We start from the raw sequence: 26,349 nt of genomic DNA on the forward strand, positions 1-26,349 counted from the left end.
ATCATAATGTCCACATTGGTCACTCTAAATAAGATATCTGTCACTTTTGGTAATCGGCGGGTACTAAATGATATTTCCCTTTCTCTGCGCCCGGGAAGAATTCTGACCCTGCTCGGGCCAAATGGCGCGGGTAAATCGACACTGGTTCGCGTGGTGCTTGGATTGGTTGCCCCCACCAGCGGCACACTAATTCGCGAGCCGGGTCTGCGCATTGGTTATGTTCCGCAAAAGCTCCATCTGGATGCCACATTGCCGCTCACAGTCAGTCGTTTTATGCGACTGAAACCCGGCGTCAAAAAGGCCGATATCTTGCCCGCACTGAAACGTGTACATGCTGCACATCTGTTGGATCAACCCATGCAAAAACTCTCCGGCGGTGAAAACCAGCGGGTGCTGCTTGCGCGCGCGCTGCTAAATCGCCCACAGCTATTAGTGTTAGATGAGCCGACGCAAGGTGTTGATGTTAATGGACAACTGGCCCTTTATGACTTGATCGAGCAATTGCGCAAGGAGCTGGGCTGCGCCGTGTTAATGGTCTCCCATGACTTGCATTTGGTGATGGCAAAGACCGATGAAGTTTTGTGCCTTAACCAACATATCTGCTGCTCTGGCGCGCCGGAAGTGGTTTCAACGCATCCTGAGTTTATCGCCATGTTTGGCAATCGCGGTGCCGAACAGTTAGCCGTTTATCGTCATCACCATAATCATCGCCACGATCTGCACGGAAAGATTATTTTGAAAAACAGTGGGAGTCGTGACGCATGATTGAATTATTACTGCCAGGCTGGTTAGCCGGTATTTTGTTGGCGACAGCGGCTGGCCCACTGGGATCTTTTGTTGTCTGGCGACGCATGTCCTATTTTGGTGATACTTTGGCCCATGCCTCTTTATTGGGGGTGGCATTCGGTTTGCTGCTGAATATCAATCCATTTTATGCCGTCATTGCCATGACCATGCTGCTAGCGCTGATTTTGGTGTGGCTGGAACGTCGACCACAGCTCGCAGTCGATACCCTACTAGGGATCATGGCTCATAGCGCATTATCTCTGGGTCTGGTGGTGGTTAGCCTGATGCATAATGTACGGGTCGATTTGATGGCCTATCTGTTTGGTGATCTCCTTTCCGTGACACTGAGTGATATCTGGCTGATTGCGGCTGGGGTTATTGTGGTGTTGGGGGTGTTGTGCTGGCAGTGGCGTGCATTGTTATCCATGACCGTCAGCCCAGAGCTAGCTCATGTGGACGGCGTTAATCTGGAGCGAGTTCGGATGTTGCTGATGTTAGTCACCGCACTGACAATAGGGTTGTCGATGAAGTTTGTCGGCGCTCTGATTATCACTTCACTGTTGATAATCCCAGCGGCGGCGGCACGTCGTTTTGCCCGCACGCCGGAACAGATGGCGGGAATTGCCGTCGGTATTGGTATGATTGCCGTGACGGGCGGCTTAACTTTCTCCGCGTTGTATGACACGCCGGCCGGGCCTTCCGTCGTGCTTTGCGCCGCCGTGATGTTTGTACTGAGCCTGTCACAAAAAGCGCGTGGATAATCATTTGACTGAATGGGGTTTATCTTTATAAGCCCCATTGGTTATGGTCACACTTTCCGGTTAAAGCCGTTAACTCTCTGCCTCTCCCCTCACGTTAGATTACTCTTCGCGGGTAATACCGAAATGTTTGTAAGCATGGTTAGTCGCAATGCGCCCACGGGGAGTGCGCTGAATAAAACCTTGTTGAATGAGATAGGGTTCCAATACGTCTTCAATGGTCTCCCGCTCTTCGCCAATGGCTGCCGCCAGATTATCTAGCCCCACCGGGCCACCCATAAATTTATCAATCACGGCCAACAAAAGTTTACGGTCCATAAAGTCGAACCCTTCGGCATCGACATTCAGCATATCCAGTGCTTTCATCGCCACATCACCATTGATAGCACCATCCGCGCGTACCTCCGCGAAATCCCGCACGCGACGCAATAGGCGGTTGGTGATGCGCGGCGTGCCTCGTGAGCGACGTGCCAATTGGTGCGCTCCTTCGGCGGTTAACTCCAGCCCCAAACACTTGGCACTACGCGCAACAATGTGCTCTAAATCGGCCACCTGATAAAACTCAAGGCGCTGCACAATACCAAATCGATCACGTAACGGAGAGGTCAACGACCCCGCGCGCGTGGTGGCACCAATCAGGGTAAAGGGGGGCAAATCAAGTTTGATTGAGCGCGCGGCGGGACCTTCACCAATCATGATATCCAACTGATAATCTTCCATCGCGGGATACAGAATCTCTTCGACGACCGGTGACAGGCGGTGGATTTCATCAATAAACAGCACATCGTGCGGTTCTAGATTGGTCAACATCGCAGCTAAATCACCCGCTTTTTCCAGCACGGGGCCAGAGGTAGTGCGCAGATTCACCCCCATCTCATTAGCGACAATATTCGCCAAAGTGGTTTTACCCAAACCGGGTGGGCCGAAGATCAGCACATGGTCGAGTGCATCGCCGCGCTGTTTAGCGGCTTGAATGAAGATTTCCATCTGCTCACGGACATGGGGTTGCCCGACATATTCAGCCAACAGTTTCGGGCGGATAGCCCGATCAATGCTCTCTTCATCACTGATCACACCCGCTGAGATCAAGCGGTCTGCTTCAATCATCATCTACCTCTTTATATCCTTGGTACTTGAAGCCGCAGGGGGATAGTTGCCCGCAACGCCAATCACATTGGCTATATAAAATGATTTTCTATAATGCGGCCCGCAGAGCATCACGGATCAGGGTTTCACAATCTGCACCCGGTTTAGCGATTTTGCTCACCAAACGGCTCGCTTCCTGCGGTTTATAACCTAAAGCCACCAGCGCGGAAGCCGCTTCGGCTTCAATATCCGCATCAGAGATTTGTGACGAAGTGGACGCAGGTAAGGTGATATCACCCGTATTGTTGAACAGGTCGCCATTCAGCCCCTTGAAGCGATCTTTCATTTCGACCACCAAACGTTCAGCGGTTTTCTTGCCGACACCCGGCAACTTCACCAGCGTAGTAATGTCTTCGCGCTCAACCGCTGCCACAAACTGCTGTGCTGACATACCGGAGAGAATAGCGAGCGCCAATTTTGGCCCGACGCCGTTCACTTTGATCAGCTCACGAAACAGCGCCCGCTCCTGCTTATCATTAAAGCCGTATAGCAGTTGGGCATCTTCACGCACCACAAATTGGGTAAAGATAATGGCTTCCTGCCCTAGATCAGGCAGCTCATAAAAACAGGTCATTGGCAGTTGGACTTCATAGCCAACACCGTTTGTTTCCAACAGCACCAGTGGGGGCTGTTTTTCCAAAATGATACCTCTGAGGCGGCCTATCACGTGAATCTCTCCTTACCCATGATCCCCTTCGTATGTGAAGCTACAGGGGTGTTCACTGCAACTTCAATCACTTTGGGTATAAACATAATGGGCTGTTTATAGCATAAAAAAGGCTGGATGGATATCCAGCCCGTCATAACAGTTAACCTGCTCGCATTAAAATGCGGCTCAACGAATTCTGCCGCGCGCCAATGTCATCTGATTATTACCCAATCGAAGGGTGTTTTGGCTTAGATGGCAGTGCGTAATGGCAATGGCTAAGGCATCGGCAGCATCGGCCTGAGGGTTCGCGGGCAGCTTCAACAGGGAGCGCACCATGTGCTGGACCTGACTTTTTTCAGCCGCTCCGGTTCCCACTACGGTTTGCTTCACCTGACGAGCGGCGTATTCGGAAACTGGTAAATCCAGATTTACCGCAGCGACAATCGCCGCCCCACGTGCTTGCCCCAGCTTTAAGGCTGAATCGGGGTTTTTCGCCATAAACACTTGTTCGATAGCAAAAAAATCGGGTTGGAACTGAGTGATGATTTCGGTCACACCGGCATAAATCAACTTCAGCCGAGTGGGCATATCGTCAACGACAGTACGGATACAGCCGCTACCCAGATAAGTGAGTTGGCGACCTTCTTGGCGGATGACGCCATAACCGGTGACACGAGAACCGGGGTCGATACCTAATATGATCGCCATACCAATTTATTTACCTTGTTCGCCGCGTGGCTTCTCAACGAGATGACTTTAGTGATACCGAGGGATAAAAGCACCACATTCATGAAGCCTCTGCGGCACTGCAAAAACGCTGGCCACAGAGTGTGACCAGCGATGATGACAGATATTGCTAATGTGTAGAGTAAGACAATGCTGCTTTACAGTGTGGCCGCAACTTCATCAGAGATTTCACCGTTATGGTAAACCTCTTGTACATCATCAGAATCTTCAAGCATGTCGATCAAACGCAGCAATTTAGGTGCTGTTTCAGCATCCAGATCGGCTTTGGTTGATGGGATCAATGAGACTTCCGCGCCTTCGGCAACTAAACCCGTCGCATCCAGAGCATCTTTCACCGCACCCAGCGATTCCCAAGGGGTGAACACGTCGATAGCACCATCGTCATAGACCACGATATCATCTGCACCCGCTTCCAGAGCCGCATCCATCACTGCATCTTCTTCCAAACCCGGCGCATAAGAGATGACGCCTTTTTTGGTGAACAGATAAGAAACAGAGCCATCAGTTCCCAGATTGCCACCGGTTTTGGTGAAGGCGTGGCGGACTTCAGATACGGTACGGTTACGGTTATCACTCAGGCATTCAACCATCACGGCAGTGCCGCCTGGGCCATAGCCTTCGTAAATGATGGTTTCCATGTTGTTATCTTCGTCACCACCCACACCACGAGCAATGGCGCGGTTCAGGGTGTCGCGTGTCATGTTATTCGACAGTGCTTTATCGATGGCCGCACGTAAACGCGGGTTTGCACCGGGATCTCCACCACCCAGACGTGCTGCCGTCACCAGCTCACGGATAATTTTAGTAAAAATCTTACCGCGTTTGGCATCCTGCGCCGCTTTGCGGTGTTTTGTGTTGGCCCATTTACTATGACCTGCCATAAATATCTCCAAAATAGCCTAAAAGACGTACTCTTCAATCGCTTGCTGGTTGCTCCAGGACTTGGTCAATGCAGCGGCATCCGCCGCATTGAGCCACTGGTAAGCGAGATGTTCGCTGATCACCACATCTCGCTCTTCGGGTAACGCCAGACAGAACCAATGCTCTTTATTCCGCGTGACACCCGGTGCATAGCGACGGCGCAAATGCGCAAAGAGTTCAAATTCCACACAGCGCTGGCAGTCGAACAGCTCCAGATTTTCACCCAGTATATCAATGCCGACCTCTTCCTTTACTTCGCGCTGCGCGGTTTGCAACGGGGTCTCCCCCTCTTCCAGACTGCCGGTGACCGACTGCCAGAAATCGGGGTCATCCCGCCGTTGCAGCATCAGCACCCGACCGCTGGATCTGGCGTAGATAACCGCCAGAATCGATTCGGGGCGTTTATAATTCATTACTGATTCTCTTCTTCCGCTGCATCTGTTGCCCCTTTCTTCGCCACGACGCTGATAGACAGCTCTTGCAGTGAAGCAGGATTAGCAAAGCTTGGTGCGTCAGTCATCAGACAAGCCGCCGCAGTGGTTTTCGGGAAGGCGATCACATCACGGATGTTATCCGTACCGGTCAGCAGCATCACTAAGCGATCCAGACCAAAGGCCAAGCCCGCATGAGGAGGGGTGCCGTATTTCAACGCATCCAGCAGGAAGCCAAACTTCTCACGCTGTTCATGTTCATTGATGCCCAGAATGCCGAACACTTGCTGCTGCATTTCAGTACGGTGAATACGCACAGAACCGCCGCCCACTTCATAACCGTTGATCACCATATCGTACGCATTGGCGATCGCGGTGGTCGGTGCTGCTGCCAGCTCTGCCGGACTCATCTCTTTCGGCGCGGTGAACGGATGGTGCATCGCCGTCAGGCCGCCTTCGCTGTCATCTTCAAACATCGGGAAGTCAACAACCCACAGGGGTGCCCATGTCCCCAACTGAGTCAGTTGCAGATCACGGCCCACTTTCAGGCGCAATGCGCCCATAGCATCAGTCACGATCTTGTTGCTATCGGCACCGAAGAACAGGATATCGCCGCTTTCAGCCTGAGTACGAGTCAGAATCGCTTCCAGAACCTCAGCACTGAGGAACTTGGCGATCGGGCTTTGCACCCCTTCCATACCGGCAGCGCGATTATTAACTTTCAACCATGCCAAACCTTTAGCGCCGTAAATGCCAACAAACTGGCCGTACTCGTCAATTTGCTTACGAGTCACCTGTGCACCACCGGGAACACGCAGTGCCGCAACACGGCCTTTGGCGTCATTCGCCGGGCCGGAGAAGACTTTAAATTCGACCTCTTTGACCAGATCCGCGACATCCACCAGTTCCAGTGGGTTACGGAGATCCGGTTTGTCAGAGCCGTAACGGCGCATGGCTTCAGCAAAGGTCATGACCGGGAAATCGCCCAGATCGACACCTTTGGTTTCCTGCCACAGTTCCCGCACCAGTTTCTCCATCACTTCGCGCACTTGATCGGCGGTCATGAAAGAGGTTTCAACATCGATCTGGGTAAATTCTGGCTGGCGATCAGCACGCAAGTCTTCATCACGGAAGCATTTTACGATTTGATAGTAGCGGTCGAAACCCGACATCATCAGCAACTGCTTAAACAGTTGTGGTGATTGCGGCAAAGCATAGAATTTGCCTTTATGTACGCGGCTTGGCACCAGATAGTCACGTGCGCCTTCCGGTGTCGCTTTGGTCAGCATCGGAGTTTCAATATCAAGGAAGCCGTGGCTGTCCATGAAACGACGAACAAAACTGGTAATCTTGGCGCGAGTTTTCAGGCGATCAGCCATTTCTGGGCGACGCAAATCCAGATAGCGGTACTTCAGGCGCTGTTCTTCGCTGTTGATCTGATTAGAGTCCAGTGGCAACGGCTCAGAGCGGTTGATGATATTCAGCGCGTTGGCAAAGATTTCCACTTCACCGGTAGACATATCTTTATTGATTTGGCTATCAGGACGCGCTCGTACAGTACCGGTAATCTGGATGCAGAACTCGTTACGCAGCTCTGAAGCTTGCTCATAAGCGGCTTTATGATCCGGGTCGAAGAATACCTGAACGATGCCTTCACGATCACGCATATCAATAAAAATTAGGCCACCCAAGTCACGGCGACGATTAACCCAACCACACAGTGTCACTTCTTGGCCCACATGGGACAGATTCAACTGCCCGCAATACTCAGTACGCATACAATATCCTTTTACTCAGCCGATGCCGCACGCATATTCATTATTCATATATAGGCATGGGTATTTTGGATTAGAGAGTGTTGAAAAAAGGGAGTCATTATAAAGGAAATTCGAGGCATAGATAAGAGCGAACGCACAGCTCCAGCACGACAAAATTCCTTTCATTGATGTTTTAACACATCATTTAACAAATTTCCCCCCTCACAAGGTGTGCCCGATAACATATGCTGGCCTAACTTGGTCAGCATATTGATCCAACCCTCCCTATTCTCACGTCATGATCTTGAGGCCCGAAACAATGAAACTTGATGCAAAAACCACCGCACTAGTACTGATTGATCTGCAACAGGGAATCTTGCCCTACGCCAAAGGCCCTTACAGTGCCGAGCAGGTTATTGCGACTAATGCGCGTCTAGCCGATAAATTCCGTCAGCTCGGTGCTCCGGTGGTCTTCGTGCGCGTGGGGTGGTCTGACACATTCGCCGATGCGTTAAAACAGCCGGTCGATCAGCCAAGCCCTGCCCCTGAGGGCGGTTTGCCCCAGTCATGGTGGACCTTCCCTGAACAGTTGGCGGTGACGGATCAGGATATTAAAGTGACCAAGCACCAGTGGGGGGCGTTTTATGGCACTGATTTAGATTTGCAGTTGCGCCGCCGGGGTATCAAAACCGTGGTACTGGCGGGGATTGCCACCAATATAGGGGTAGAATCAACCGCCCGTACCGCTTGGGAATTGGGTTATGAGTTAGTGATCGCCGAAGATGGTTGCAGCACGGCCAGCGCCGAGATGCAGCAATTTGCGGTTAATAACATCTTCCCCCGGATTTCGCGAGTCCGCAGCAGCAGTGAAATTCTTGCCGCACTGAGCTAAAATCAGCGCCGCTAACAACGCGGCAACGTCAAGGAGCCATGCGGAATATCCAAACTCATTGGCGTTGCGGCTAGGCAGCAAGTGAGTAAATCCCGATGAGCTGACATCAGTCAGTGATTCGGGTGAGTGAACGCCGCTAACAACGCGGCAACGTCAAGGAGCCATGCGGAATATCCAAACTCATTGGCGTTGCGGCTAGGCAGCAAGTGAGCAAGTCCCGATGAGCTGACATCAGTCAGTGATTCGGGTGAGTGAACGCCGCTAACAACGCGGCAACGTCAAGGAGGAAGGATATTTGTATATTGGACTGCCACAATGGCAACACTCCGCCTGGAACCGCCTGGGTATCAGGGATTTAGCTGACTACAGCCGCTACTTTAATTGCGTTGAGGGGAATACCACGTTCTATGCCCTGCCTCGATTAGAAATCGTGCAGCGCTGGCGTGATATGACCCCCGACAGCTTTCGCTTTTGCTTTAAATTCCCCTCAACGATCAGCCATCAGGCCGCTTTACGTGATTGCGAGCAAGAGCTACTGGCGTTTTATCACTGTCTGACCCCACTGCATGAGCGCATTGGTCAGTTATGGCTACAGTTGCCAGCGGCCTTTGGGCCGAATGAGTTGAACCGCCTGTGGCAATTTCTCGACAAATTGCCTGCGGGCTTCAATTATGGGGTCGAAGTGCGCCACCCTGAGTTTTTTGCTAAAGGTGGCGCGGAGTTGGCGCTGAATCAAGGTTTACATCAGCGGTCAATCAATCGGGTGATATTAGATAGCCGCCCTATTCATGCGGCAAAACCATTAACCGCAGCCGTCCGCGATGCACAAAGTAAAAAGCCACGTTTACCGGTCCACGCCGTGGTCACCGGAGGGCAGCCGCTGGTGCGATTTGTGGGTGGTGACCAGTTGGATGATAATCTGGCCCTCTTTTCGCCGTGGATGCAGAAACTACCACTCTGGGAGCAGCAATATCAGCCCTATGTTTTCATTCACACACCCGATAATGCTGACTCGCCACAGCAGGCACAAAAAATTTGGCAGCACTTGGCCGCGCGCATACCGACATTAGCACCTGCACCCGACTGGCCAGAGCAAGAGACGCTGTTTTAAGTTCATCTTTCCAAACGCTAAACTGAGGCGCTAGAAATGCTATTCCCACGATTTTTCTAGCGACAGTAACACGGTAGGCGGTTATCATCATTCAGCCAGTCTATGGTTGGGCAATGGAGTTGAAAATGGTTAGCTCGCTTTATGTTGTGTTGGGCGCACTGTTATTGATCAAGCTTTCATTCGATGTGGTTAAATTAAGAAACCAGTACCGGGTCGCTTATGGTGACGGGGGGTTTTATGAGTTACAAACCGCCATCCGCGTACATGGTAATGCCGTAGAATATATTCCTATTGCTGTTATTTTGCTCATCATGATGGAGATGAATGGTGCACAGACGTGGATGATCCACCTCTGTGGATTAATGCTGATAGTCGGCCGCCTGCTGCATTATTATGGTTTACGTCACCGCGAAATTCGCTGGCGTCGCTCTGGGATGAGTGCCACTTATGTCTCTTTGGTATTAATGGTTATTGCTAATATTTACTACCTACCTTGGGATCAGATTTTCAGTTTAACCTGACCCGTTATTACCACGTTATCCGTTCCGAGCGCCATTGCCGCCGGAACACTGTTAGTCCGGGCGGGTCATCCCCGCCTTCATGTCTTTCCTTACACTTTGATTATCCCCAGTCGTATTCCGCAAGTTTATTACGCGCTTATATATATTAAATAGATTTTAAATATAACCCCCATTGATTCATCTATGTTGATTTTTCATGGGGTGCTATTTATGACGGTTTTATATGTTAAGAATAACACGGCCGAAAATTAATAATGATAATGGGGTGACGATTCACCATGTGCCATTATTCTTTTTGCCGTAATCTAGAACAGTGTATATACGATACATAATGCACTAAGTGAGTTAAACAGGATGCCGTGAAATTGAAGTGATTTATTATTTTCAAATCAACTTTGAAATAATGCTGCATCAATCAATTATCAGCCATGTATGGCGGTAATGAATTAAAAGGAGTTTATTATGGGAACAGTACAAGCTTGGGCCCCACCATTAATGTGGGGGCCGTGGGTAAATTTAATGGGGCATGTTGGTAACAGTAATGTTTACACCGTGAGTTTTGAAACGGAATCAGAAGCTCCCTCCTCTTTTGACGTAGAAATAGAATACGTGACAGAAGCAAGTATGCAGCTGGTTTATACACAAGGCCCCGGAAGCTATCAAATTGTAGCTAGTGGTGCTGGCACAGATAGAATACGCTTTAAAAGCCATACTCTTGGCCAAACCATTAAAGTTAACTATTAAGTAAAGTAAAACCCCGTGGATAATTTTTGCTTATATATAATGCTAGTACATTAATATAAGCCCCTCGGGGTTGTTCAATTAGCATATGCGTTGACTATTTCTAATGCAACCTCCTTCTTAGAGACTGCCTGAGAAAGAATTCCGCTGTCAAAATTCATTTCTGAGACTATTTTTGTCGCAGGTACTATGTCATTTCCATTAAATGACATGTGTATTTGTTTACCGATATTGGCATTGATAAATTTTGAGAATTTCTGTACACATTCTTTCTTGTTATCTAATTCTATAATGATATTATCATTTAAATAAAATATCGGATTGTCTTCTCGCAAATAAACACGTTCAACACAATTCTTTTCCAGAGGAAAGTAATTATCATTGATTTGGTATACTAACACTCGCTGTCCGTTTTTTGTTGCGCACGAAGATATAAAGGCGACACAAAGAATGGCAATGGTAAATTTATACAAATTTCCTGTATTTTTAAGCATAGAAGTCTACCTTATTGGTGTGTGTAATTTGAACGATAAGTAATGAATATCGGTAACTCAACTAACAACCGCCTATCAATACTATACATGACTCCCACAACCATCTGCATCGGTATGGTGACCACTTTCTCGATGGCATTCTTCATTCCGCTTGCCTGATGTGCGCCATGCAATTAACAACAATAGCCAAGTGAATTTGACCTTAATCCTAACAATGAACCTACATTTATCCAGCTATGGTCCAGATTCACAGATCACTATACCGACCTATCTCCTGCTTGCATTCGGTTTATCGCGCTTATTTGTCCGGTTTTCTGTTATAATATGCGCCTTTAATTTCTTGTTAATGCCAATGACAGTCATGCCAAATCGCGACACTCAATCTCAAAACGACGCGCAACGCCATCCGTCTGGGTCGACAGAGCCACAGCGTGATAGCCTGTTTGCTGCCCCTATTGCCAAATTAGGTGATTGGACCTTCGACGAAAAGGTCGCTGAAGTGTTCCCAGATATGATCCAGCGATCGGTTCCCGGTTACTCCAACATTATCTCGATGATCGGCATGTTGGCGGAGCGTTTTGTGCAGCCCCATAGCCAGATTTACGATCTGGGCTGTTCGCTGGGGGCGGCTACACTGTCAATGCGCCGCAATATCAAGGCTGAAGGTTGCAAAATCATCGCCGTGGATAACTCGTCCGCAATGGTCGAGCGCTGCCGTCGCCATCTTGATGCTTTCCGCGCAGAGACGCCGGTCGAGGTCGTGGAGTCAGACATTCTGGATATCAAGCTGGAAAACGCCTCAATGGTGGTGCTGAACTTCACACTACAATTTCTGGAACCTGCGGATCGTCAACGGCTGCTCAATCAGGTGTATCAAGGGCTGCGCCCAGGAGGCGCCTTGGTGTTATCTGAGAAGTTCAACTTTGAGGATAGCGATATCGGCGAGCTGCTGTTCAACATGCACCACGATTTTAAGCGCGCGAATGGTTACAGCGAGCTGGAGATTAGCCAGAAACGCAGCATGCTGGAGAATGTCATGTTGACCGACTCGGTTGAAACCCATAAACAGCGCCTGCATCAAGCCGGTTTCGAACACGCTGAAGTCTGGTTCCAGTGCTTTAATTTTGGTTCGCTGATTGCCCTGAAAGCAGGAGAGACTCAATGATTGAATTTGGCGATTTTTACCGGCTGATTGCCAAAGGCCCATTAAGCCCATGGCTAGATACCCTGCCCGCTCAGCTCAGTGCCTGGCAGCGTGAGTCATTACACGGCAAATTTAAAACCTGGTTTAACGCGGTAGAGCATCTGCCGCAACTCACCCCAACCTCACTGGATTTGCGCGATGGCGTGCGGGCTGAGATGTCGCCCCCACTTTCTGCTGGTCAGCGGGAGGGGATGGAAAACATGTTGCGCGCCTTGATGCCGTGGCGCAAAGGCCCCTTCTCTTTATATGGGCTGGATATCGACACCGAATGGCGCTCTGACTGGAAATGGCAGCGCGTATTGCCGCACATTAGCCCACTGGCTGGGCGCACCATTTTGGATGTCGGCTGTGGTAGCGGTTATCACCTATGGCGAATGATTGGCGAAGGTGCCCATCTGGCCGTGGGTATTGACCCCATGCAGCTCTTTTTGTGTCAGTTTGAAGCCATCCGTAAACTACTCGGCGGTGATCAGCGCGCGCATGTACTGCCGCTGGGTATTGAGCAACTGCCTGAGCTGGCGGCCTTTGATACCGTGTTTTCGATGGGTGTTCTCTATCACCGCCGTTCACCGCTGGATCACCTCTATCAGCTGAAAAATCAGTTGGTGAGCGAGGGGGAGCTGGTGCTTGAAACTCTGGTGGTTGAAGGTGATAGTCGGCAAGTCTTAGTGCCCGGTGATCGCTATGCCCAGATGCGTAATGTCTATTTCATTCCATCGGCCCCGGCGTTGAAAGAGTGGCTAGAAAAATGCGGATTTGTCGATGTCAGAATCGCGGATATGGCGGTGACCACGACCGACGAACAGCGCCGCACCGATTGGATGACCAGCGAGTCATTAGCCGAGTTCCTCGACCCGCAAGATTCTGGCAAAACGGTAGAAGGCTACCCGGCCCCACTCCGAGCCGTACTCATCGCGCGTAAGCCCTAATCCTAAACTCTCCGCTTAGCCAAAAATAATGGCCCCCGGTTTCATCGCCGAGGGCCGCTAACAACACTGTCACTTCAAGTCTCTGCCATTAGATCCAAAGTAATTGGAGTGACAGCTAGGCAGCAAGCGAACGAGTCCCGATGAGCTGACTTTGGTCAGTGATTCGGGTGAGAAAGTGCCGCTAACAACGCTGTCACTTCAAGTCTCTGTCATTAGAGCCAAAGTAATTGGAGTGACAGCTAGGCAGCAAGCGAACAAGTCCCGATGAGCTGACTTTGGTCAGTGATTCGGGTGAGGAAGTGCCGCTAACAACGCTGTCACTTCAAGTACGCAGGATCTAAGCGGATTGAGGTAGTGGCGCGCCCATCACCAACAAACTCTTCATCGCCTCAACCACTTCGCCATCAACACAATAATGTGCAAATTCATCAACATCACTGTCGGCACACATGGTCACGCCAGCCTTGCGGTATTTCATGGTCGATGGAACAGAGCGCCCCGCTGAACTGTGCAGTTCGCGAATACCGGCATCAATAAATTTCTGCATATTGGTCAGACGAACACCCGCGCCTGCCATAATAATCGGCCCTTGTGCCTGAGTGGCCGCCGCCAAATCTTTCAGTAATGACAGCCCCAGCTCAGCATTTTGCTGCTGACCCGAGGTTAAAATCCGTGCCACATTCAAATCAGTCAATTGCTGTAGAGCGACCATCGGGTTTTGGCACATATCAAATGCGCGATGGAACGTCACCGCCAAGCCACCGCTGAGGGACATTATCTCTCGCATCCGTGGCATATCAATATGGCCGTCAGTATCTAACACCCCCACCACCACGCCCGCAAAACCCATATCACGAATGCGCGCGATATCATTTTTCATGATCGCAAAATCATTATGGCTATAGCAGAAATCACCGCCCCGAGGGCGCACGATAGGGTGCACCGGAATCGTCACGGTCTCTCTGGCTTGCATTAATGCGCCGACACTGGGTGTTAATCCCCCTTCGGACTGACCGCAGCATAATTCAATCCGGTCGGCTCCTGCCTTTTCTGCTACTTGCGCACAATCGACGCTATAGCAACAAATTTCCAATTTAGTCATTCTCTCCCCCGTTTGACGGATGCCACTGCGGCAGTTGTTGTACCCGGTAGTCAATAGATGTCACTTAAGAATTTAATAATTCAATTACTGAATGATTAAGATGCTTAATATATTACTCACGCTAGAGCTGGAGTTCATCACCTGTGCCAAGGCACTTACTATGGCACTCATTTTGAATTCGTGAGTAGATGTCAGTCACAGTGACAACCATAAGTGATAGTTGATGTTGAAATAAATAACCCATTTACGTTAGTTATGGTGCTCGCTATCTATTATTTGCCGCAAGGTATAGGGGTGAAACTTAATCGTTATTTCACCATCACTCACCGCCAATGTTGGGTTAGCTAATCGTTCATGCTCCCCTTGCGGTGAACTAAATTTTTCATTAATACCGGCCGGTAAAGTCACGGGCAGCAAGGCGCGGGCGCGTTGCCTTAGGGTTTGTGGGTCGCCGGGTAAAACCAGCTCAACATGCTCCCACCCCTGATGGGGGTAATGGGTTTTCCCCGGATAGGGCAACTCGATACAATCTATCTGCCAAGGTCCGACGGGTAAAGGTTGCGCTAAATCGAACAAGCAAATAGGTCGGCCATTAATTTGTGTCTCGGACATCAAATGACCGCAATGCAATAAGCCGCTGCGCCAACGTTCCGCCGTTTCAGTCTGATGGCAGCGCAATGAAATATGGTCAGCGCTAAATTGAGTTAAATCCAAATTTAATTTAGCCGAAAAATTGGCCAGTCTTTGCTCAAAATTCGGCAGATCCGTGATTAAATCCTGTAATTCGGCGATATCTGTCAAGCGGCGCATCTGGCACTCCTTTTTAAGCGGCCATTTCGGACATTGAAGCGGCCATAATCTACAGTTATTAGCGCTAATCAGCCATATTTTATATGATTGATTTATGAGGTCGCATCACTCATGGCTAATAAAATAATCAGTTGATTTATTTGCGGGGGATCTTCGCAGCAACTCCCGCCCCGATGCTGACGCCGCAGGTCAAATATGGTATAAATCCCGCCATCTTGCGACTAACACGCCACCAGCCCGCCCCGCCGCCACTCATTTTTGCGGGACAAGGCGCTGGCCCCGTTTGAATTAACTGGCACAAAGATTTTTTTGTGCATCATTAATATCTCTTTTGTGCGTAATAAAGGTAACCCGGTGAATATTCAGGCTCTTCTCTCAGATAAAGTCAGCCAGGCGCTGATTGCAGCAGGTGCTCCAGCAGGTAGCGAAGCTCAAGTTCGCCAATCTGCCAAAGCTCAATTTGGCGATTATCAAGCTAATGGCGTGATGGCCGTTGCCAAAAAACTTGGCATGCAACCCCGACAACTGGCAGAAAAAGTCATTGAGCTGCTCGATCTGGAAGGCATTGCCAGCAAGGTTGAGATTGCTGGCCCCGGTTTTATCAATATTTTCTTAGACCGCCAATGGGTTGCCAGCAAAGTAGAACACGCGCTGACCGCACCCAAGCTGGGTGTTGCACCGGTTGAACCACAAACGATTGTGGTCGACTACTCGGCACCTAACGTGGCGAAGCAGATGCACGTCGGTCATCTGCGTTCAACCATTATTGGTGATGCAGCGGTACGGACGCTGGAGTTCTTGGGGCACAATGTGATCCGCGCCAACCACGTCGGCGACTGGGGTACACAATTCGGTATGCTGATTGCCTATCTGGAAAAAATGCAGAACGAAAGCGCCAGCGATATGGACTTATCGGATCTGGAGCTTTTCTATCAGCAAGCCAAGAAAACCTATGACGAAGACGAAGAGTTCGCTCTGCGCGCCCGTGCCTATGTGGTGAAACTACAAAGCGGCGACGAATATTGCCGCCAGATGTGGCGCAAGTTGGTGGATATCACCATGGCGCAAAACCAGATTGCCTACGATCGGCTGAATGTCACCTTGACCAAAGATGATGTGATGGGTGAAAGTCTGTATAACGCCATGCTGCCGGGGATTGTGGCGGATCTGAAGGCCAAAGGTCTGGCGGTAGAGAGCGACGGCGCGACCGTGGTCTATCTGGATGAGTATAAAAACAAAGATGGCGAGCCAATGGGTGTCATCATTCAGAAAAAAGATGGTGGCTACCTCTACACCACCACAGATATCGCCTGTGCCAAGTATCGCTATGAAACACTGGGCGCAGACCGCGTGTTGTATTACATCGACACACGCCAGCACCAACATCTGATGCAAGCATGGACTATCGTGCGCAAAGCCGGTTATGTCCCCGAGTCCGTGCCGCTAGAGCACCATATGTTTGGCATGATGCTGGGCAAAGATGGCAAGCCATTTAAAACTCGCTCAGGCGGGACAGTTAAGCTCTCCGATCTGCTGGATGAAGCCATTGAACGGGCGGGCAAATTGATTGCCGAGAAAAACCCAGATATGCCGGCGGATGAGCTGAAACAGGTGGTGGAAGCGGTCGGTATTGGCGCAGTGAAATATGCTGATCTGTCCAAGAGCCGCACCACTGACTATATCTTCGACTGGGATAACATGCTGGCGCTGGATGGCAACACCGCACCTTATATGCAATATGCCTATACCCGCGTGGTTTCCGTGTTTAAGCGTGCTGGTGTTGATGAGAGCAGCCTGACCTTGCCACTGGTGATAACCGAAGATCGCGAAGCGGCACTGGCAACACGTTTGCTGCAATTTGAAGAGGTCATCACTACCGTCGCCCGTGAAGGGACGCCGCATGTGATGTGCTCTTATCTGTATGACGTAGCAGGCTTATTCTCCAGTTTCTACGAGCATTGCCAGATCCTGAATGCAGAGAGCGAAGAGATCCGCCAAAGTCGCCTGAAGCTGGCGATGCTGACCGCTAAAACTTTGAAGCAAGGTCTGGATACCCTCGGTATTCGCACTGTCGAGCGGATGTAGTTTTCGCTCACTGGCTGTGTTTAGCTCAGTACTATTGACAACAAAAAAGGCCAAAATGGCCTTTTTTGTTTAGCATAAAGTGATTAAGTTTTAAGCTAATTCGTCCGTCGGGCAAAATCCCGTAATTTGAATCCGAGTAGCGCCAGTGAAGCAAAGTAGGCAATCACCCCCGCCACCACCACGGCCGATAAGCGCAATAACCGATAAGCCATTCCGCCGATATCCCATGCTGGCATGACCCACAACAGCCCCAGCAGCACCGCAGACATCACGATCACGCCGATCACCAATTTAGTCAGGAATATTGCCCAACCGGGTTGTGGCTGGAAAATCTGCTGCTTACGTAACTGCCAATAGAGCAAGCTGGCATTCAAGCAAGCCCCCAGACCAATCGACAGAGATAGCCCCGCATGTTTAAGCGGCCCGATGAAGATGAGGTTCATCACCTGAGTCAATATCAGCGTGACAATGGCGATCTTCACTGGCGTTTTGATGTTCTGCCGCGAATAGAACCCCGGAGCCAGCACTTTAACCACAATTAACCCCATCAGACCCACAGAGTAGGCCACCAACGCCCGCTGGGTCATCGCCGCGTCAAAGGCACTGAATTTGCCATACTGGAACAGTGATACCACCAGCGGTTTGGCAAGTATCCCCAATGCTACGGCACTGGGTAACGCCAGCAAGAAGCAGAGACGCAGCCCCCAATCCATCAATCGGGAGTACTCATCATGGTTACCGCTGGAGAAGCTTTTCGCCAGTGAAGGCAACAAAATGGTGCCTAACGCCACACCCAACACACCGGAGGGGAACTCCATCAAGCGGTCCGCATAGTACATCCAGGAAACAGAACCAGAGACCAAAAATGACGCAAAAATCGTATTGATAATCAAGGAGATCTGGCTTACTGACACCCCGAGGATCGCCGGTCCCATTTGGCGCATCACCCGCCAAACGCCCGCATCACGCAGCGACAAGCGCGGCAGTACCAGCATACCTATCTTTTTCAGATGGGGGAGCTGATAGCCCAATTGCAGTACCCCACCGACCACCACCGCCCACGCCAGCGCCATCACTGGCGGGTTAAAGTAAGGCGCTGCAAAAAGCGCAAACCCGATCATGCTGACATTAAGGAAGGTCGGTGCAAACGCGGGAATGGAGAAACGGTTCCATGTATTGAGGATCGCCCCCACCAGCGAGGCCAGTGAAATCAGCAAGATATAGGGGAATGTCACCCGCAGCAGCGCCGAGGTCAGCGCAAATTTATCTGGGGTATCGGTAAAACCAGGAGCGGTAATAAAAATAACCCAAGGAGCGGCCAACATGCCCAATACCGTGACCACCGCCAGTATTAGGGTTAACAGACCGGAGACATAGGCGACAAAGGTTCGTGTGGCTTCCTCACCCTGTTGGCTTTTATATTCCGCCAAAATCGGCACAAAAGCCTGAGAGAATGCACCCTCGGCAAAAATACGCCGTAAAAGATTGGGCAGTTTAAATGCCACAAAAAAGGCATCCGTTGCCATGCCCGCGCCAAACACCCGCGCCACGATGGCATCACGGGCAAAGCCCAATACGCGGGAAAACATGGTCATGGAACTGACGGCTGCCAGTGATTTCAGTAGATTCATAGGTTTTCTGATCTGGGGTTAAGGAATGGTGGGTTAGCCCGCCGCTTACTGCTGTAACATCGCCTCGATTATGCGTTGAGCATAAATCGCCTCTTCACCCGAGACTTGCGGGGCGGTTTGGTGACTCACCGCGCCGATAAAGTGGCGCACGGCCCCGACAAAACCGCGCTGCTCCAATGTGGTTTGCCAGCCGGGTGCGGGCAAGCTAATCACCTGCCCATCAGACTCCTGCTGCCACTGCCGCATATCGTTCATCTGATAACAGCGTCCAGAGGTAATCGCTTGCACACTCTCCCGCTGTGTACCGGCATCACGATGCATACTGGTGGTGATCAGGCAATCGCCCGCCTCGAAGTGGTGCTCGGCATACAGCATCTGCCCCAGCGCGTTGGTCTGCACGCGGCCTGCTGTCAGTTTTGCCGCCTCTCCTCCTAACCACAATGCGGTATCCACCACATGCAGATAATCATCCAATAAGGTAAAACGGACATCATTTGGGCCAATGCCGTTCTGACGATGCTTCTCCATGCGCAGAGATGCTGGGGCGATTAGCTGCTGTTTAAGCTGCTGATATAACGGCGCAAAGCGGCGGTTGAAACCGACCATCAGCGCCAGATTCTGTTTGGCGGCCAGTGCGATCAATTGCTCCGATTGCGCCAGTGTTTCCGCCAGTGGCTTATCGACATAGACATGAATCCCGGCTCGCAATAATTCACTCACCACCTCAAAATGGCTGGCGGTAGTGCTGTGGACAAAAATTGCATCGCACTCAGCAGCGAGGGCATCCAAACGCGAAAAATAGCGCATTCGATAGCTGTCGCACACCGGCTGCGCTTTAATCTGATTAGGCGAGAATGCACCGATTAACTGCCACTCTTGCGCGTGGCTCAAGATGGGCAAATACGCCTTTTGCGCAATGCCGCCAAGGCCGACAATACCCACTCGTAGTTTTTTGCCAACAGCCGATTTGCTCATAGCATCCTTATCAATCATCTAACTGGATCAACACTTCATCCAAACGGCGTGTCAGCGCCATGACCTGCTGCTCAAGCTGAGCGACTCGGGCTTCAAGTCCCCCGTCCACACCTTGCTCGGCGGGCGCAACGGGTGCAGCATCGCCGCTGAACAGATGCATGTAGCGGTTCTCGCGTTTACCCGGTTCACGGGCCAGACGCGCCACGAATGGCCCATCTTCACGCAAGGCGAGCTGATTCAGTACCTCTTCTGTCTCGGCCACATCCGCAAACTCATACATTCGGTTGGTGCGGGTGCGTAACTCACCCGGCGTTTGTGGGCCGCGCAGTAATAACGTGGTGATCACCGCCAATTCAGCCGGAGAGAATTTAAGGTTACCAAACTCAGAATTGCAGAAACGGTGCTCGTACTTCATAACCCTATTGCCGCTTTGAGTCCGAATCAGGTGTTTTTTCAGCAAAAAATCGAGTGTCTGCTGCACCTCCGAGTCAGAAAGCTCCATCACCGGCTCACGGTTGGTTTTCTGATTGCAAGCCACAGTCACGCCATTAAGCGACATTGGATACTGCTCTGGCGTCGTCACTTGTTTTTCCAACAAACAGCCAATCACTCTGGCTTCTAGTGCATTTAAACTGTGTTTCATCCTGACCTCAGCGAGTTGGTGTCCATTCTTTATGAGTCAAAGCCGTCAGCACATGGTCGCGCCACTGACCGTCGATCAGTAAATAGTCTTTGGCGTAACCTTCGCGCTCAAAACCAAGGCGTTCGAGTAAGCTGCCACTGCGATGATTATGCGGCATATAATTAGCCATAATACGATGCATTCGCTCCTGCCGCTGCATATAGCGAATCAGCGGTTGCAGCGCTTCGAACATTAAACCCTGCCCCTGCCAGCGCTCACCTAATGAGTAGCCCAGAAAACAGGCATGAAAGGAGCCGCGCAGGACGTTGCTGAAGTTAGCGACACCGCGCACCTCTTTCTCTTCCGGGTCCAGCAGAATAAAATAGTAGGCGCTGCCCTGCTTTTGCAACTCCATGATCATCCCCAATCGTGCCTGCCACCCAGAAGGCATACAGTGGCTTTGATCGCGTACCGGTTCCCAAGGTTTGAGAAAGACCTGATTTTCAGCGTAATACTCCGCCATGCGGTAAGCATCACGCTCATGGACCAGCCGCAATGACATGCGGTCAGTGGTCAAGCGTATTTTAGGTGTTGCTGAATGATAGCCGAACATCTGCTCCCCTTGGCGGTGTGCTGCAAATTCACTGAGCAGCTCGCGGCAACTCTTATGCTTCAATATACCTGCTAGGCAGGTGCCGCGTAAAACCACGCTTACGCTCTTTTGATACATCCCATACAATTAAATGATGCCACTGAAGCGCCAAAAAACATTTTATGATGAAATTGTCGGTGAGGTAACGTATTGACGATAAAAAAATATTATCAATCTAACCCCTATCGTTTCTGATGGTTTGGGTACAAACTAGGATCACTAAGCACTATAAGTCTATTTTCTATTCCTCCCTATTTGATTTCTGACGGTGAAGCATGGCTTTGGTATCGCAAGCTCGGAGCTTGGGTAAGTATTTTTTATTGCTTGATAACTTATTAGTGGTGTTGGGTTTCTTTGTCGTCTTCCCACTTATCTCTATCCGATTTGTCGATCAAATGGGTTGGGCTGCGGTGATCGTGGGTCTGGCCTTGGGGTTAAGGCAACTGGTCCAACAGGGGCTAGGGATTTTCGGCGGTGCTATTGCCGACCGTTTCGGTGCCAAGCCCATGATAGTCACCGGTATGCTGATGCGTGCAGCGGGTTTCGCCTTAATGGCGATGGCGACTGAACCTTGGATTTTGTGGCTAGCCTGTGCACTCTCTGGCTTAGGCGGCACCCTCTTCGATCCCCCGCGTACCGCTTTGGTGATTAAGCTCACCCGCCCTCATGAACGTGGCCGTTTTTACTCACTGCTGATGATGCAAGACAGCGCTGGTGCGGTGATTGGCGCATTAATCGGTAGCTGGCTACTGCAATACGACTTCCACTTTGTCTGCTGGACTGGCGCGGCCATCTTCGTCTTGGCGGCGGGCTGGAACCTGTGGTTGCTGCCCGCCTACCGCATATCTACCGTGCGCGCCCCGATGAAAGAGGGGCTGATGCGCGTACTGCGTGATCGCCGCTTTGTCACCTATGTCCTGACACTGACGGGCTATTACATGCTCGCCGTGCAGGTGATGCTGATGCTGCCGATCATGGTGAATGAAATTGCTGGTTCACCCGCCGCCGTTAAATGGATGTACGCCATTGAGGCCGCGCTCTCTCTGACCTTGCTCTACCCGATTGCCCGCTGGAGCGAAAAACGTTTTAGCCTTGAGCAGCGTTTAATGGCCGGGCTACTGATCATGACACTCAGCTTGTTCCCGATCGGCCTGATTAGCCATCTGCAAACTCTATTTATGTTTATCTGCTTCTTCTATATGGGGTCAATCATTGCCGAACCAGCCCGTGAAACCTTGGGGGCATCACTGGCGGATTCCCGCGCTCGCGGCAGCTATATGGGCTTTAGCCGCCTCGGGCTGGCACTGGGTGGCGCATTGGGCTATACCGGTGGCGGCTGGATGTACGACACGGGTCGAACCCTTGAAATGCCGGAGTTACCGTGGTTTATGCTGGGTGTCATCGGCTTAATCACCTTGATCGGGCTTTACTGGCAATTTAATCAACGCCGGATAGAATCTGCGATGCTTAGCGGCAATTAACCTGCGATTAATTCTGATTCAGGGTTATCTGATTGGCAATCACCGTACACTGACGCACTATCTCGCCCCATCCCAAACCGTTGTTGAACGATATCTAACAGTTGAACAACAGCGGTTAATAATACAAAACAGCAGATTAAGCGGTTATTATTGGGCAAACTCGTCTTGTCTGATGTGATTGTGCATATTGCTATGAGGCTTTTAATGAAGAAATTAATGTGGGGCGCTGCTGCGCTGCTAACGACTGCCACGCTGGTCGGCTGTAACCAACTGACACAGTACACCCTGAGCGAGCAGGAAGTGAATGATTACCTGCAAAAGCATAATAACTATGAAAAGCAGATTGGTATTCCGGGTCTGGTTGATGCTCATATCACTTTGACGCAGTTGCAGAGCCAGATCGGCCGCGCGGAACCCGGTAAAGTGACATTAACCGGTAATGCCAAAGTAGATATCACCTCGATTCTTGGCCCGCAAAGTGCGGATATGACGCTGACCTTAAAAGCGCAGCCCACATTCGATCGCGAAAAAGGCGCTATCTTCCTGAAAGATATGGAGTTAACTGATTACACCGTCAAACCAGAGAAGATGGATACCGTGATGAAGGCGCTGACGCCTTATCTGAATCAGTCACTGAAATCCTATTTTGATCAGCAACCCGTTTATGTGTTAGACGGCGAGAAGAGCAAAGCAGAAGCGATGGCGAAGAAACTGGCGAAAGGATTAGAAGTGAAACCGGGCCAATTAGTCATCCCACTGACTGACTAACCGACACGGTGCATTTGATTCAAATTGATAGCGGCGGAGATAACTCCTCCGTGCAGACTACTGACAAACCCCGATGACTCGATCGGGAACGGTGAGGACAGCCGGAAGAGTAAAGCGTCCGCGCCACGGATGGCGCGGTACGAGCCTCCAGGGAGGCTTATTTTTACAAAGGGAAGACGGCGTCTTTACGATCCGCCTGTTCTCTCCGCTGCTAGCACTTTGTCAACAACCTCAACGGAGGAGATTACTCCTCCGCATCGCCGTTTTCTGACAACTCATCCCACATCGCTTGCACCGCCTCACGGCTCAACTGCGCCAAGGTGCGATAAAAACCACTGGTGGCATGAGCTTCTACTTTGCCAAGAAAACGACCACACCAAGGCAGTAAATAGTCATCAAACAGCGCAATTTGTGCTGCCACTTCATCTTCAGCCGCCTGATCTTCCAGCCAAGAGGCCGCCAGTAATAATCCACCGAAGTGGTCGGTGGGCGCATCGCCAAGCGGCATACCGCGCTGTTGCAGAAAGGCTCTGACTTCGGCTTCAGGTCGGGCATCTTCATAATCTGAGCCATAAGGTGACACGCTGCGATCATCACCCACGAACATTGCCGTATAGTCAGCAGCCAATGCCTCTGGCTGATATTCTTGCTGCAAACGCGCCAGCAGCTCACTTTGCTCCAGTGGCCAATGTTGCTCCAGCTTGCCCTGACTGATCAGGGCAAACAGCGGTTCCAGCAGCGGATCTTGTGGTTGGCGATAGAAGAGTGACCCCAGAATTCGACACACCAGAGAAAAATCGTTCATTTACATCGTCCTGTTTCTTATTGTTTTTGCATAAACGCAACGGTGACAACGTCACCTATTATCTTATAAATCGGCTAATTCGGGGATAGCTGGCCGGCCCCGCATCTCGAGGAAATTAAGTAAACGGCGCGGGCTGACATTTAAAATGCGCTCCTGCGGGAAATTCACTTCAGCAATAATACGCTCACAATGCTCAAAAATACCCAATGAATAGGCGATATGGGAGTCAGAACCTAGCGCCAACCAGCCTCCGGCATCACGAACCGCTTCGGCTATCGCACGGCAGTTCGGCTCACTCCCTTTACGTGAATGGCTGAAAGAGGAGTTATTCAGCTCTAGGGCTACATGGTATTTTGCTGCCGCTTGTGCGATCGCCGGAATATCAACCGGGTATTTAGGGTTACCGGGATGGCTGATGATATGCACATTACCTTGGGCCATAGTCGCGATCATCGCCTGAGTATTGGCGGCCTTAGCTTGCGGCGGGAATACGGGCTCGTGGAACCCAGCAATGAGCAGGTCTATGGCATCGAGCATCGGGCCGGTACAATCGATATCGCCGTCTAAATTCTTAATATTGGCTTCAATACCCCGCAAAATGCCCACGCCATCCACTAAACGCGGCCAGACTCGCATATTCATAAAGTGCCAATAGTGTGGCGCATCCGCCATATCCGGGCCATGGTCGGTAATGGCGAACAGCTTAATATTTTTGAGCTTAGCTTCGGCGATGTAATCGTGCAAAGTGCTGTAAGCATGAGTACTGGCAATGGTATGCATATGTAAATCAACAGGATACATGACTACTCCACAAAGTCTTTTAACGCGGGGAACATTTATTTGCAGGCAAAGTATAGCCCGCTAATGATAGCAGGAATTCTTCTCATCAGCAGCGCTAAAAACCTTGCCCGATAAATGCTATCCCCGTGGTACGGGTCGCCCTTAATCAGTAACCTCGTGCCACATCGACCAACCCAACCGGTTCCCTACCCGCCTCCATAGCTTGAATATTTGCGACGACCTGATCCATCGCGGCTTCAGGCAGGGTTACTGCGGCAATGTGCGGCGTAATCGTGATTCGTGGATGGCTCCAGAAAGGGTGCATCGGGGGTAGTGGCTCTTCAGCAAACACATCCAATGTCGCGGCGGCAATATTACCAGCACTCATGGCCGCGAGTAGGTCCCGCTCAAGCAGGTGTGCTCCCCGTGCAATATTAATGATATAGGCATTGGCATTCAGTTGCGAAAAGAGTGATTGATTCAAGATGCCGGCCGTCTCCGGGGTATTCGGCAACAGATTAATCAGTAATTGTGTCCCTTGAAGGAAGGCGGGTAACGTCTCTTTGCCCGCAAAACTGACCACACCATCAATCTGTTTGGGTGTACGGCTCCAACAGCGCACCGTAAAGCCAAATTCAGCTAATTTGTGGGCCACGCTTTTGCCTAAAATACCCGCCCCAAGAATACCGATGGTAAACTTATCGTGCTGATGTGGATCCAGAGGCTGCCACACTTTCTGCTGCTGTAGCAGTTGATATTCATCCATCCGACGGAAATAGCGCAGTACACTGGCAACAACATACTCCTGCATTTGCAAGGACATCCCCGTGTCCTCCAAGCGAATCAGCGGTACCCCAGCAGGCAATGTCCCCGGATGGCGGCGCTCTTGATCCAAAATCGCATCCACCCCTGCCCCCAACGCAAAAACCCCTTTTAGTTCAGTGCGTTTGGCTAGCATCTCCTGTGGCGGTTGCCAAACCAGCGCATAATCTGCGGGTTGAGTATCACCCCGTCGCCACTGCCGAATATTCGCGGCGGGTAAGCGAGACTCGATGCCTGACAACCACTGTTTGGCTTCAAAAAACGGGTGATAAAAAATAATATTCATTATTTGCCAGCTCCTTGCGAAAGTACCTGTTAGATTTCCGCGATTAACCGCCAGATGCAAGTGCTACCCGCAAGAAATGCCGATGAAATCAGCAAATTGATGCAACTTTAGCTAAACAGCCATAAAGGCAACATAAGAGGGTTGACGCTGGGCACACTTTTGCCTACATTACGCCGGTCAACCCCATTTAATGCGGTTGATTGTAGTCGCAGTCAATACGGTGAGGTGTCTGAGTGGCTGAAGGAGCACGCCTGGAAAGTGTGTATACGCGTAAGCGTATCGAGGGTTCGAACCCCTCCCTCACCGCCATATTAAGTCGTTACAGCGCAAAGCGCGGTACGGCAGCAGTAAAATCAAACGGCAATTGAAGCAAACCGGGTGTTTTCCCCCGTATTTGTGATTCGGTTGCCGTTTTTTTTATCTCTTTTTTGCTTGCCCGATAA

At 50.7% G+C, this 26,349-nt stretch carries 27 protein-coding genes and 1 tRNA gene; 12 read left to right on the forward strand and 16 right to left on the reverse strand.

The annotated features are described in order from the left end of the window. Nucleotides 1–6 precede the first annotated feature (6 nt). Nucleotides 7–765, forward strand: a complete 759-nt coding sequence (gene znuC / locus HRD69_RS16575; RefSeq protein WP_004874184.1) for a zinc ABC transporter ATP-binding protein ZnuC — start codon at nt 7–9, stop codon at nt 763–765. Further along, nucleotides 762–1,547, forward strand: coding sequence for a zinc ABC transporter permease subunit ZnuB (gene znuB, locus HRD69_RS16580; RefSeq protein ID WP_032813500.1), 786 nt, complete (start codon nt 762–764; stop codon nt 1,545–1,547). The genes znuC and znuB overlap by 4 nt, the downstream gene beginning before the upstream one ends. 99 nt (nt 1,548–1,646) lie before the next feature. Here the strand turns inward: znuB and ruvB are convergent, their stop codons facing one another. The 6 genes from ruvB to aspS all read right to left on the reverse strand — a co-directional run bounded on the left by ruvB (nt 1,647) and on the right by aspS (nt 7,216). Then, entirely contained in the window at nt 1,647–2,651 is a 1,005-nt protein-coding gene (gene ruvB / locus HRD69_RS16585) for a Holliday junction branch migration DNA helicase RuvB (RefSeq protein WP_032813498.1), read from the reverse strand. An 88-nt stretch (nt 2,652–2,739) separates the two neighbouring features. Then, on the reverse strand, nt 2,740–3,357 hold the full coding sequence (gene ruvA / locus HRD69_RS16590; RefSeq protein ID WP_032813497.1) for a Holliday junction branch migration protein RuvA: 618 nt from the start codon (nt 3,355–3,357) through the stop codon (nt 2,740–2,742). Between the two features lie 168 nt (nt 3,358–3,525). Next, a complete protein-coding gene (gene ruvC, locus HRD69_RS16595; RefSeq protein ID WP_004874180.1) occupies nt 3,526–4,047 on the reverse strand; it encodes a crossover junction endodeoxyribonuclease RuvC in 522 nt (173 codons plus the stop codon). Nucleotides 4,048–4,223: 176 nt separating this feature from the next. Then, nucleotides 4,224–4,967: a YebC/PmpR family DNA-binding transcriptional regulator gene (locus HRD69_RS16600; RefSeq protein ID WP_004874179.1), complete on the reverse strand. Its 744-nt coding sequence runs from the start codon at nt 4,965–4,967 to the stop codon at nt 4,224–4,226. 18 nt (nt 4,968–4,985) lie between these two features. Next, complete coding sequence (nudB, locus tag HRD69_RS16605; RefSeq protein WP_032813494.1) at nt 4,986–5,420, reverse strand: dihydroneopterin triphosphate diphosphatase; 435 nt, start codon at nt 5,418–5,420, stop codon at nt 4,986–4,988. Beyond that, nucleotides 5,420–7,216, reverse strand: a complete 1,797-nt coding sequence (aspS, locus tag HRD69_RS16610) for an aspartate--tRNA ligase (protein ID WP_004874178.1) — start codon at nt 7,214–7,216, stop codon at nt 5,420–5,422. The genes nudB and aspS overlap by 1 nt, the downstream gene beginning before the upstream one ends. 298 nt (nt 7,217–7,514) lie before the next feature. On the opposite strand from aspS, the gene HRD69_RS16615 reads away from it, so the two are divergent. The 4 genes from HRD69_RS16615 to HRD69_RS16630 all read left to right on the forward strand — a co-directional run bounded on the left by HRD69_RS16615 (nt 7,515) and on the right by HRD69_RS16630 (nt 10,463). After that, the gene (locus tag HRD69_RS16615; protein WP_050537911.1) at nt 7,515–8,087 is read left to right on the forward strand and encodes a hydrolase; all 573 of its coding nucleotides are present in this window, start codon (nt 7,515–7,517) and stop codon (nt 8,085–8,087) included. Nucleotides 8,088–8,382: 295 nt separating this feature from the next. After that, the gene (locus tag HRD69_RS16620) at nt 8,383–9,198 is read left to right on the forward strand and encodes a DUF72 domain-containing protein (protein WP_004877752.1); all 816 of its coding nucleotides are present in this window, start codon (nt 8,383–8,385) and stop codon (nt 9,196–9,198) included. 125 nt (nt 9,199–9,323) lie between these two features. Further along, on the forward strand, nt 9,324–9,719 hold the full coding sequence (locus HRD69_RS16625) for an MAPEG family protein (RefSeq protein WP_032815522.1): 396 nt from the start codon (nt 9,324–9,326) through the stop codon (nt 9,717–9,719). Between the two features lie 462 nt (nt 9,720–10,181). Next, a complete protein-coding gene (locus tag HRD69_RS16630) occupies nt 10,182–10,463 on the forward strand; it encodes a colicin Z C-terminal domain-related protein (protein WP_032815520.1) in 282 nt (93 codons plus the stop codon). A gap of 74 nt (nt 10,464–10,537) precedes the next feature. On the opposite strand, the gene HRD69_RS16635 is transcribed toward HRD69_RS16630, so the two are convergent. Next, entirely contained in the window at nt 10,538–10,954 is a 417-nt protein-coding gene (locus HRD69_RS16635) for a hypothetical protein (RefSeq protein ID WP_050537913.1), read from the reverse strand. A 361-nt stretch (nt 10,955–11,315) separates the two neighbouring features. On the opposite strand from HRD69_RS16635, the gene cmoA reads away from it, so the two are divergent. Together cmoA and cmoB are read left to right on the forward strand one after the other, a co-directional pair. Next, complete coding sequence (gene cmoA, locus HRD69_RS16640; RefSeq protein WP_032815519.1) at nt 11,316–12,119, forward strand: carboxy-S-adenosyl-L-methionine synthase CmoA; 804 nt, start codon at nt 11,316–11,318, stop codon at nt 12,117–12,119. Then, a complete protein-coding gene (gene cmoB, locus HRD69_RS16645) occupies nt 12,116–13,087 on the forward strand; it encodes a tRNA 5-methoxyuridine(34)/uridine 5-oxyacetic acid(34) synthase CmoB (RefSeq protein ID WP_032815518.1) in 972 nt (323 codons plus the stop codon). Before cmoA ends, cmoB begins: the two co-directional genes overlap by 4 nt. A 337-nt stretch (nt 13,088–13,424) precedes the next feature. Here the strand turns inward: cmoB and cutC are convergent, their stop codons facing one another. Then, entirely contained in the window at nt 13,425–14,189 is a 765-nt protein-coding gene (cutC, locus tag HRD69_RS16650) for a copper homeostasis protein CutC (protein WP_004877743.1), read from the reverse strand. Between the two features lie 249 nt (nt 14,190–14,438). Next, entirely contained in the window at nt 14,439–14,999 is a 561-nt protein-coding gene (locus tag HRD69_RS16655) for a VOC family protein (RefSeq protein WP_004877740.1), read from the reverse strand. A gap of 354 nt (nt 15,000–15,353) precedes the next feature. Between HRD69_RS16655 and argS the strand changes: the two genes are divergently transcribed. Further along, nucleotides 15,354–17,084: an arginine--tRNA ligase gene (gene argS, locus HRD69_RS16660; RefSeq protein WP_032815525.1), complete on the forward strand. Its 1,731-nt coding sequence runs from the start codon at nt 15,354–15,356 to the stop codon at nt 17,082–17,084. A gap of 95 nt (nt 17,085–17,179) precedes the next feature. On the opposite strand, the gene murJ is transcribed toward argS, so the two are convergent. The 4 genes from murJ to rimJ are packed head-to-tail and all read right to left on the reverse strand — an operon-like array spanning nt 17,180 to nt 20,925. Then, the gene (murJ, locus tag HRD69_RS16665) at nt 17,180–18,715 is read right to left on the reverse strand and encodes a murein biosynthesis integral membrane protein MurJ (RefSeq protein ID WP_004877734.1); all 1,536 of its coding nucleotides are present in this window, start codon (nt 18,713–18,715) and stop codon (nt 17,180–17,182) included. A 45-nt stretch (nt 18,716–18,760) separates the two neighbouring features. Further along, nucleotides 18,761–19,708, reverse strand: coding sequence for a Gfo/Idh/MocA family protein (locus HRD69_RS16670; RefSeq protein ID WP_032815516.1), 948 nt, complete (start codon nt 19,706–19,708; stop codon nt 18,761–18,763). Next, nucleotides 19,701–20,333 (reverse strand): YceH family protein, encoded by a 633-nt coding sequence (locus HRD69_RS16675; protein WP_004877728.1) that lies wholly within the window; start codon nt 20,331–20,333, stop codon nt 19,701–19,703. Before HRD69_RS16675 ends, HRD69_RS16670 begins: the two co-directional genes overlap by 8 nt. Nucleotides 20,334–20,340: 7 nt before the next feature. Then, complete coding sequence (rimJ, locus tag HRD69_RS16680; protein WP_032815524.1) at nt 20,341–20,925, reverse strand: ribosomal protein S5-alanine N-acetyltransferase; 585 nt, start codon at nt 20,923–20,925, stop codon at nt 20,341–20,343. 314 nt (nt 20,926–21,239) lie between these two features. Between rimJ and mdtH the strand changes: the two genes are divergently transcribed. After that, nucleotides 21,240–22,445, forward strand: coding sequence for a multidrug efflux MFS transporter MdtH (gene mdtH / locus HRD69_RS16685; protein WP_004877725.1), 1,206 nt, complete (start codon nt 21,240–21,242; stop codon nt 22,443–22,445). Between the two features lie 204 nt (nt 22,446–22,649). Continuing rightward, complete coding sequence (locus HRD69_RS16690) at nt 22,650–23,213, forward strand: lipoprotein (RefSeq protein ID WP_032815515.1); 564 nt, start codon at nt 22,650–22,652, stop codon at nt 23,211–23,213. Between the two features lie 244 nt (nt 23,214–23,457). Here the strand turns inward: HRD69_RS16690 and HRD69_RS16695 are convergent, their stop codons facing one another. From HRD69_RS16695 to ghrA, 3 genes are all read right to left on the reverse strand, one after another. Beyond that, nucleotides 23,458–24,018, reverse strand: a complete 561-nt coding sequence (locus tag HRD69_RS16695; RefSeq protein WP_004875685.1) for a TorD/DmsD family molecular chaperone — start codon at nt 24,016–24,018, stop codon at nt 23,458–23,460. Between the two features lie 63 nt (nt 24,019–24,081). After that, on the reverse strand, nt 24,082–24,819 hold the full coding sequence (locus HRD69_RS16700) for a phosphatase (RefSeq protein ID WP_004875684.1): 738 nt from the start codon (nt 24,817–24,819) through the stop codon (nt 24,082–24,084). Nucleotides 24,820–24,964: 145 nt separating this feature from the next. Continuing rightward, the gene (ghrA, locus tag HRD69_RS16705; protein ID WP_004875683.1) at nt 24,965–25,906 is read right to left on the reverse strand and encodes a glyoxylate/hydroxypyruvate reductase GhrA; all 942 of its coding nucleotides are present in this window, start codon (nt 25,904–25,906) and stop codon (nt 24,965–24,967) included. 219 nt (nt 25,907–26,125) lie between these two features. Here ghrA and HRD69_RS16710 point away from each other — a divergent pair. After that, nucleotides 26,126–26,215: transfer RNA gene (locus tag HRD69_RS16710), tRNA-Ser, on the forward strand. Nucleotides 26,216–26,349 lie beyond the last annotated feature (134 nt).

It is taken from the genome of Yersinia mollaretii ATCC 43969 (assembly GCF_013282725.1).
GTDB lineage: Bacteria > Pseudomonadota > Gammaproteobacteria > Enterobacterales > Enterobacteriaceae > Yersinia > Yersinia mollaretii.

Bases quoted from the DNA above. Each gene is read 5' to 3' on its own strand.
- HRD69_RS16630 (WP_032815520.1), top strand. From the start codon at position 10,182: ATGGGAACAGTACAAGCTTGGGCCCCACCATTAATGTGGGGGCCGTGG.
- murJ (WP_004877734.1), bottom strand. From the start codon at position 18,715: ATGAATCTACTGAAATCACTGGCAGCCGTCAGTTCCATGACCATGTTT.
- ghrA (WP_004875683.1), bottom strand. From the start codon at position 25,906: ATGAATATTATTTTTTATCACCCGTTTTTTGAAGCCAAACAGTGGTTG.
- cmoB (WP_032815518.1), top strand. From the start codon at position 12,116: ATGATTGAATTTGGCGATTTTTACCGGCTGATTGCCAAAGGCCCATTA.
- rimJ (WP_032815524.1), bottom strand. From the start codon at position 20,925: ATGTTCGGCTATCATTCAGCAACACCTAAAATACGCTTGACCACTGAC.
- znuB (WP_032813500.1), top strand. From the start codon at position 762: ATGATTGAATTATTACTGCCAGGCTGGTTAGCCGGTATTTTGTTGGCG.
- HRD69_RS16700 (WP_004875684.1), bottom strand. From the start codon at position 24,819: ATGTATCCTGTTGATTTACATATGCATACCATTGCCAGTACTCATGCT.
- HRD69_RS16690 (WP_032815515.1), top strand. From the start codon at position 22,650: ATGAAGAAATTAATGTGGGGCGCTGCTGCGCTGCTAACGACTGCCACG.
- znuC (WP_004874184.1), top strand. From the start codon at position 7: ATGTCCACATTGGTCACTCTAAATAAGATATCTGTCACTTTTGGTAAT.
- cmoA (WP_032815519.1), top strand. From the start codon at position 11,316: ATGCCAAATCGCGACACTCAATCTCAAAACGACGCGCAACGCCATCCG.
- HRD69_RS16635 (WP_050537913.1), bottom strand. From the start codon at position 10,954: ATGCTTAAAAATACAGGAAATTTGTATAAATTTACCATTGCCATTCTT.
- HRD69_RS16670 (WP_032815516.1), bottom strand. From the start codon at position 19,708: ATGATTGATAAGGATGCTATGAGCAAATCGGCTGTTGGCAAAAAACTA.
- nudB (WP_032813494.1), bottom strand. From the start codon at position 5,420: ATGAATTATAAACGCCCCGAATCGATTCTGGCGGTTATCTACGCCAGA.
- HRD69_RS16675 (WP_004877728.1), bottom strand. From the start codon at position 20,333: ATGAAACACAGTTTAAATGCACTAGAAGCCAGAGTGATTGGCTGTTTG.
- HRD69_RS16625 (WP_032815522.1), top strand. From the start codon at position 9,324: ATGGTTAGCTCGCTTTATGTTGTGTTGGGCGCACTGTTATTGATCAAG.
- HRD69_RS16695 (WP_004875685.1), bottom strand. From the start codon at position 24,018: ATGAACGATTTTTCTCTGGTGTGTCGAATTCTGGGGTCACTCTTCTAT.
- mdtH (WP_004877725.1), top strand. From the start codon at position 21,240: ATGGCTTTGGTATCGCAAGCTCGGAGCTTGGGTAAGTATTTTTTATTG.
- HRD69_RS16600 (WP_004874179.1), bottom strand. From the start codon at position 4,967: ATGGCAGGTCATAGTAAATGGGCCAACACAAAACACCGCAAAGCGGCG.
- aspS (WP_004874178.1), bottom strand. From the start codon at position 7,216: ATGCGTACTGAGTATTGCGGGCAGTTGAATCTGTCCCATGTGGGCCAA.
- cutC (WP_004877743.1), bottom strand. From the start codon at position 14,189: ATGACTAAATTGGAAATTTGTTGCTATAGCGTCGATTGTGCGCAAGTA.
- HRD69_RS16655 (WP_004877740.1), bottom strand. From the start codon at position 14,999: ATGCGCCGCTTGACAGATATCGCCGAATTACAGGATTTAATCACGGAT.
- HRD69_RS16615 (WP_050537911.1), top strand. From the start codon at position 7,515: ATGAAACTTGATGCAAAAACCACCGCACTAGTACTGATTGATCTGCAA.
- ruvB (WP_032813498.1), bottom strand. From the start codon at position 2,651: ATGATTGAAGCAGACCGCTTGATCTCAGCGGGTGTGATCAGTGATGAA.
- ruvC (WP_004874180.1), bottom strand. From the start codon at position 4,047: ATGGCGATCATATTAGGTATCGACCCCGGTTCTCGTGTCACCGGTTAT.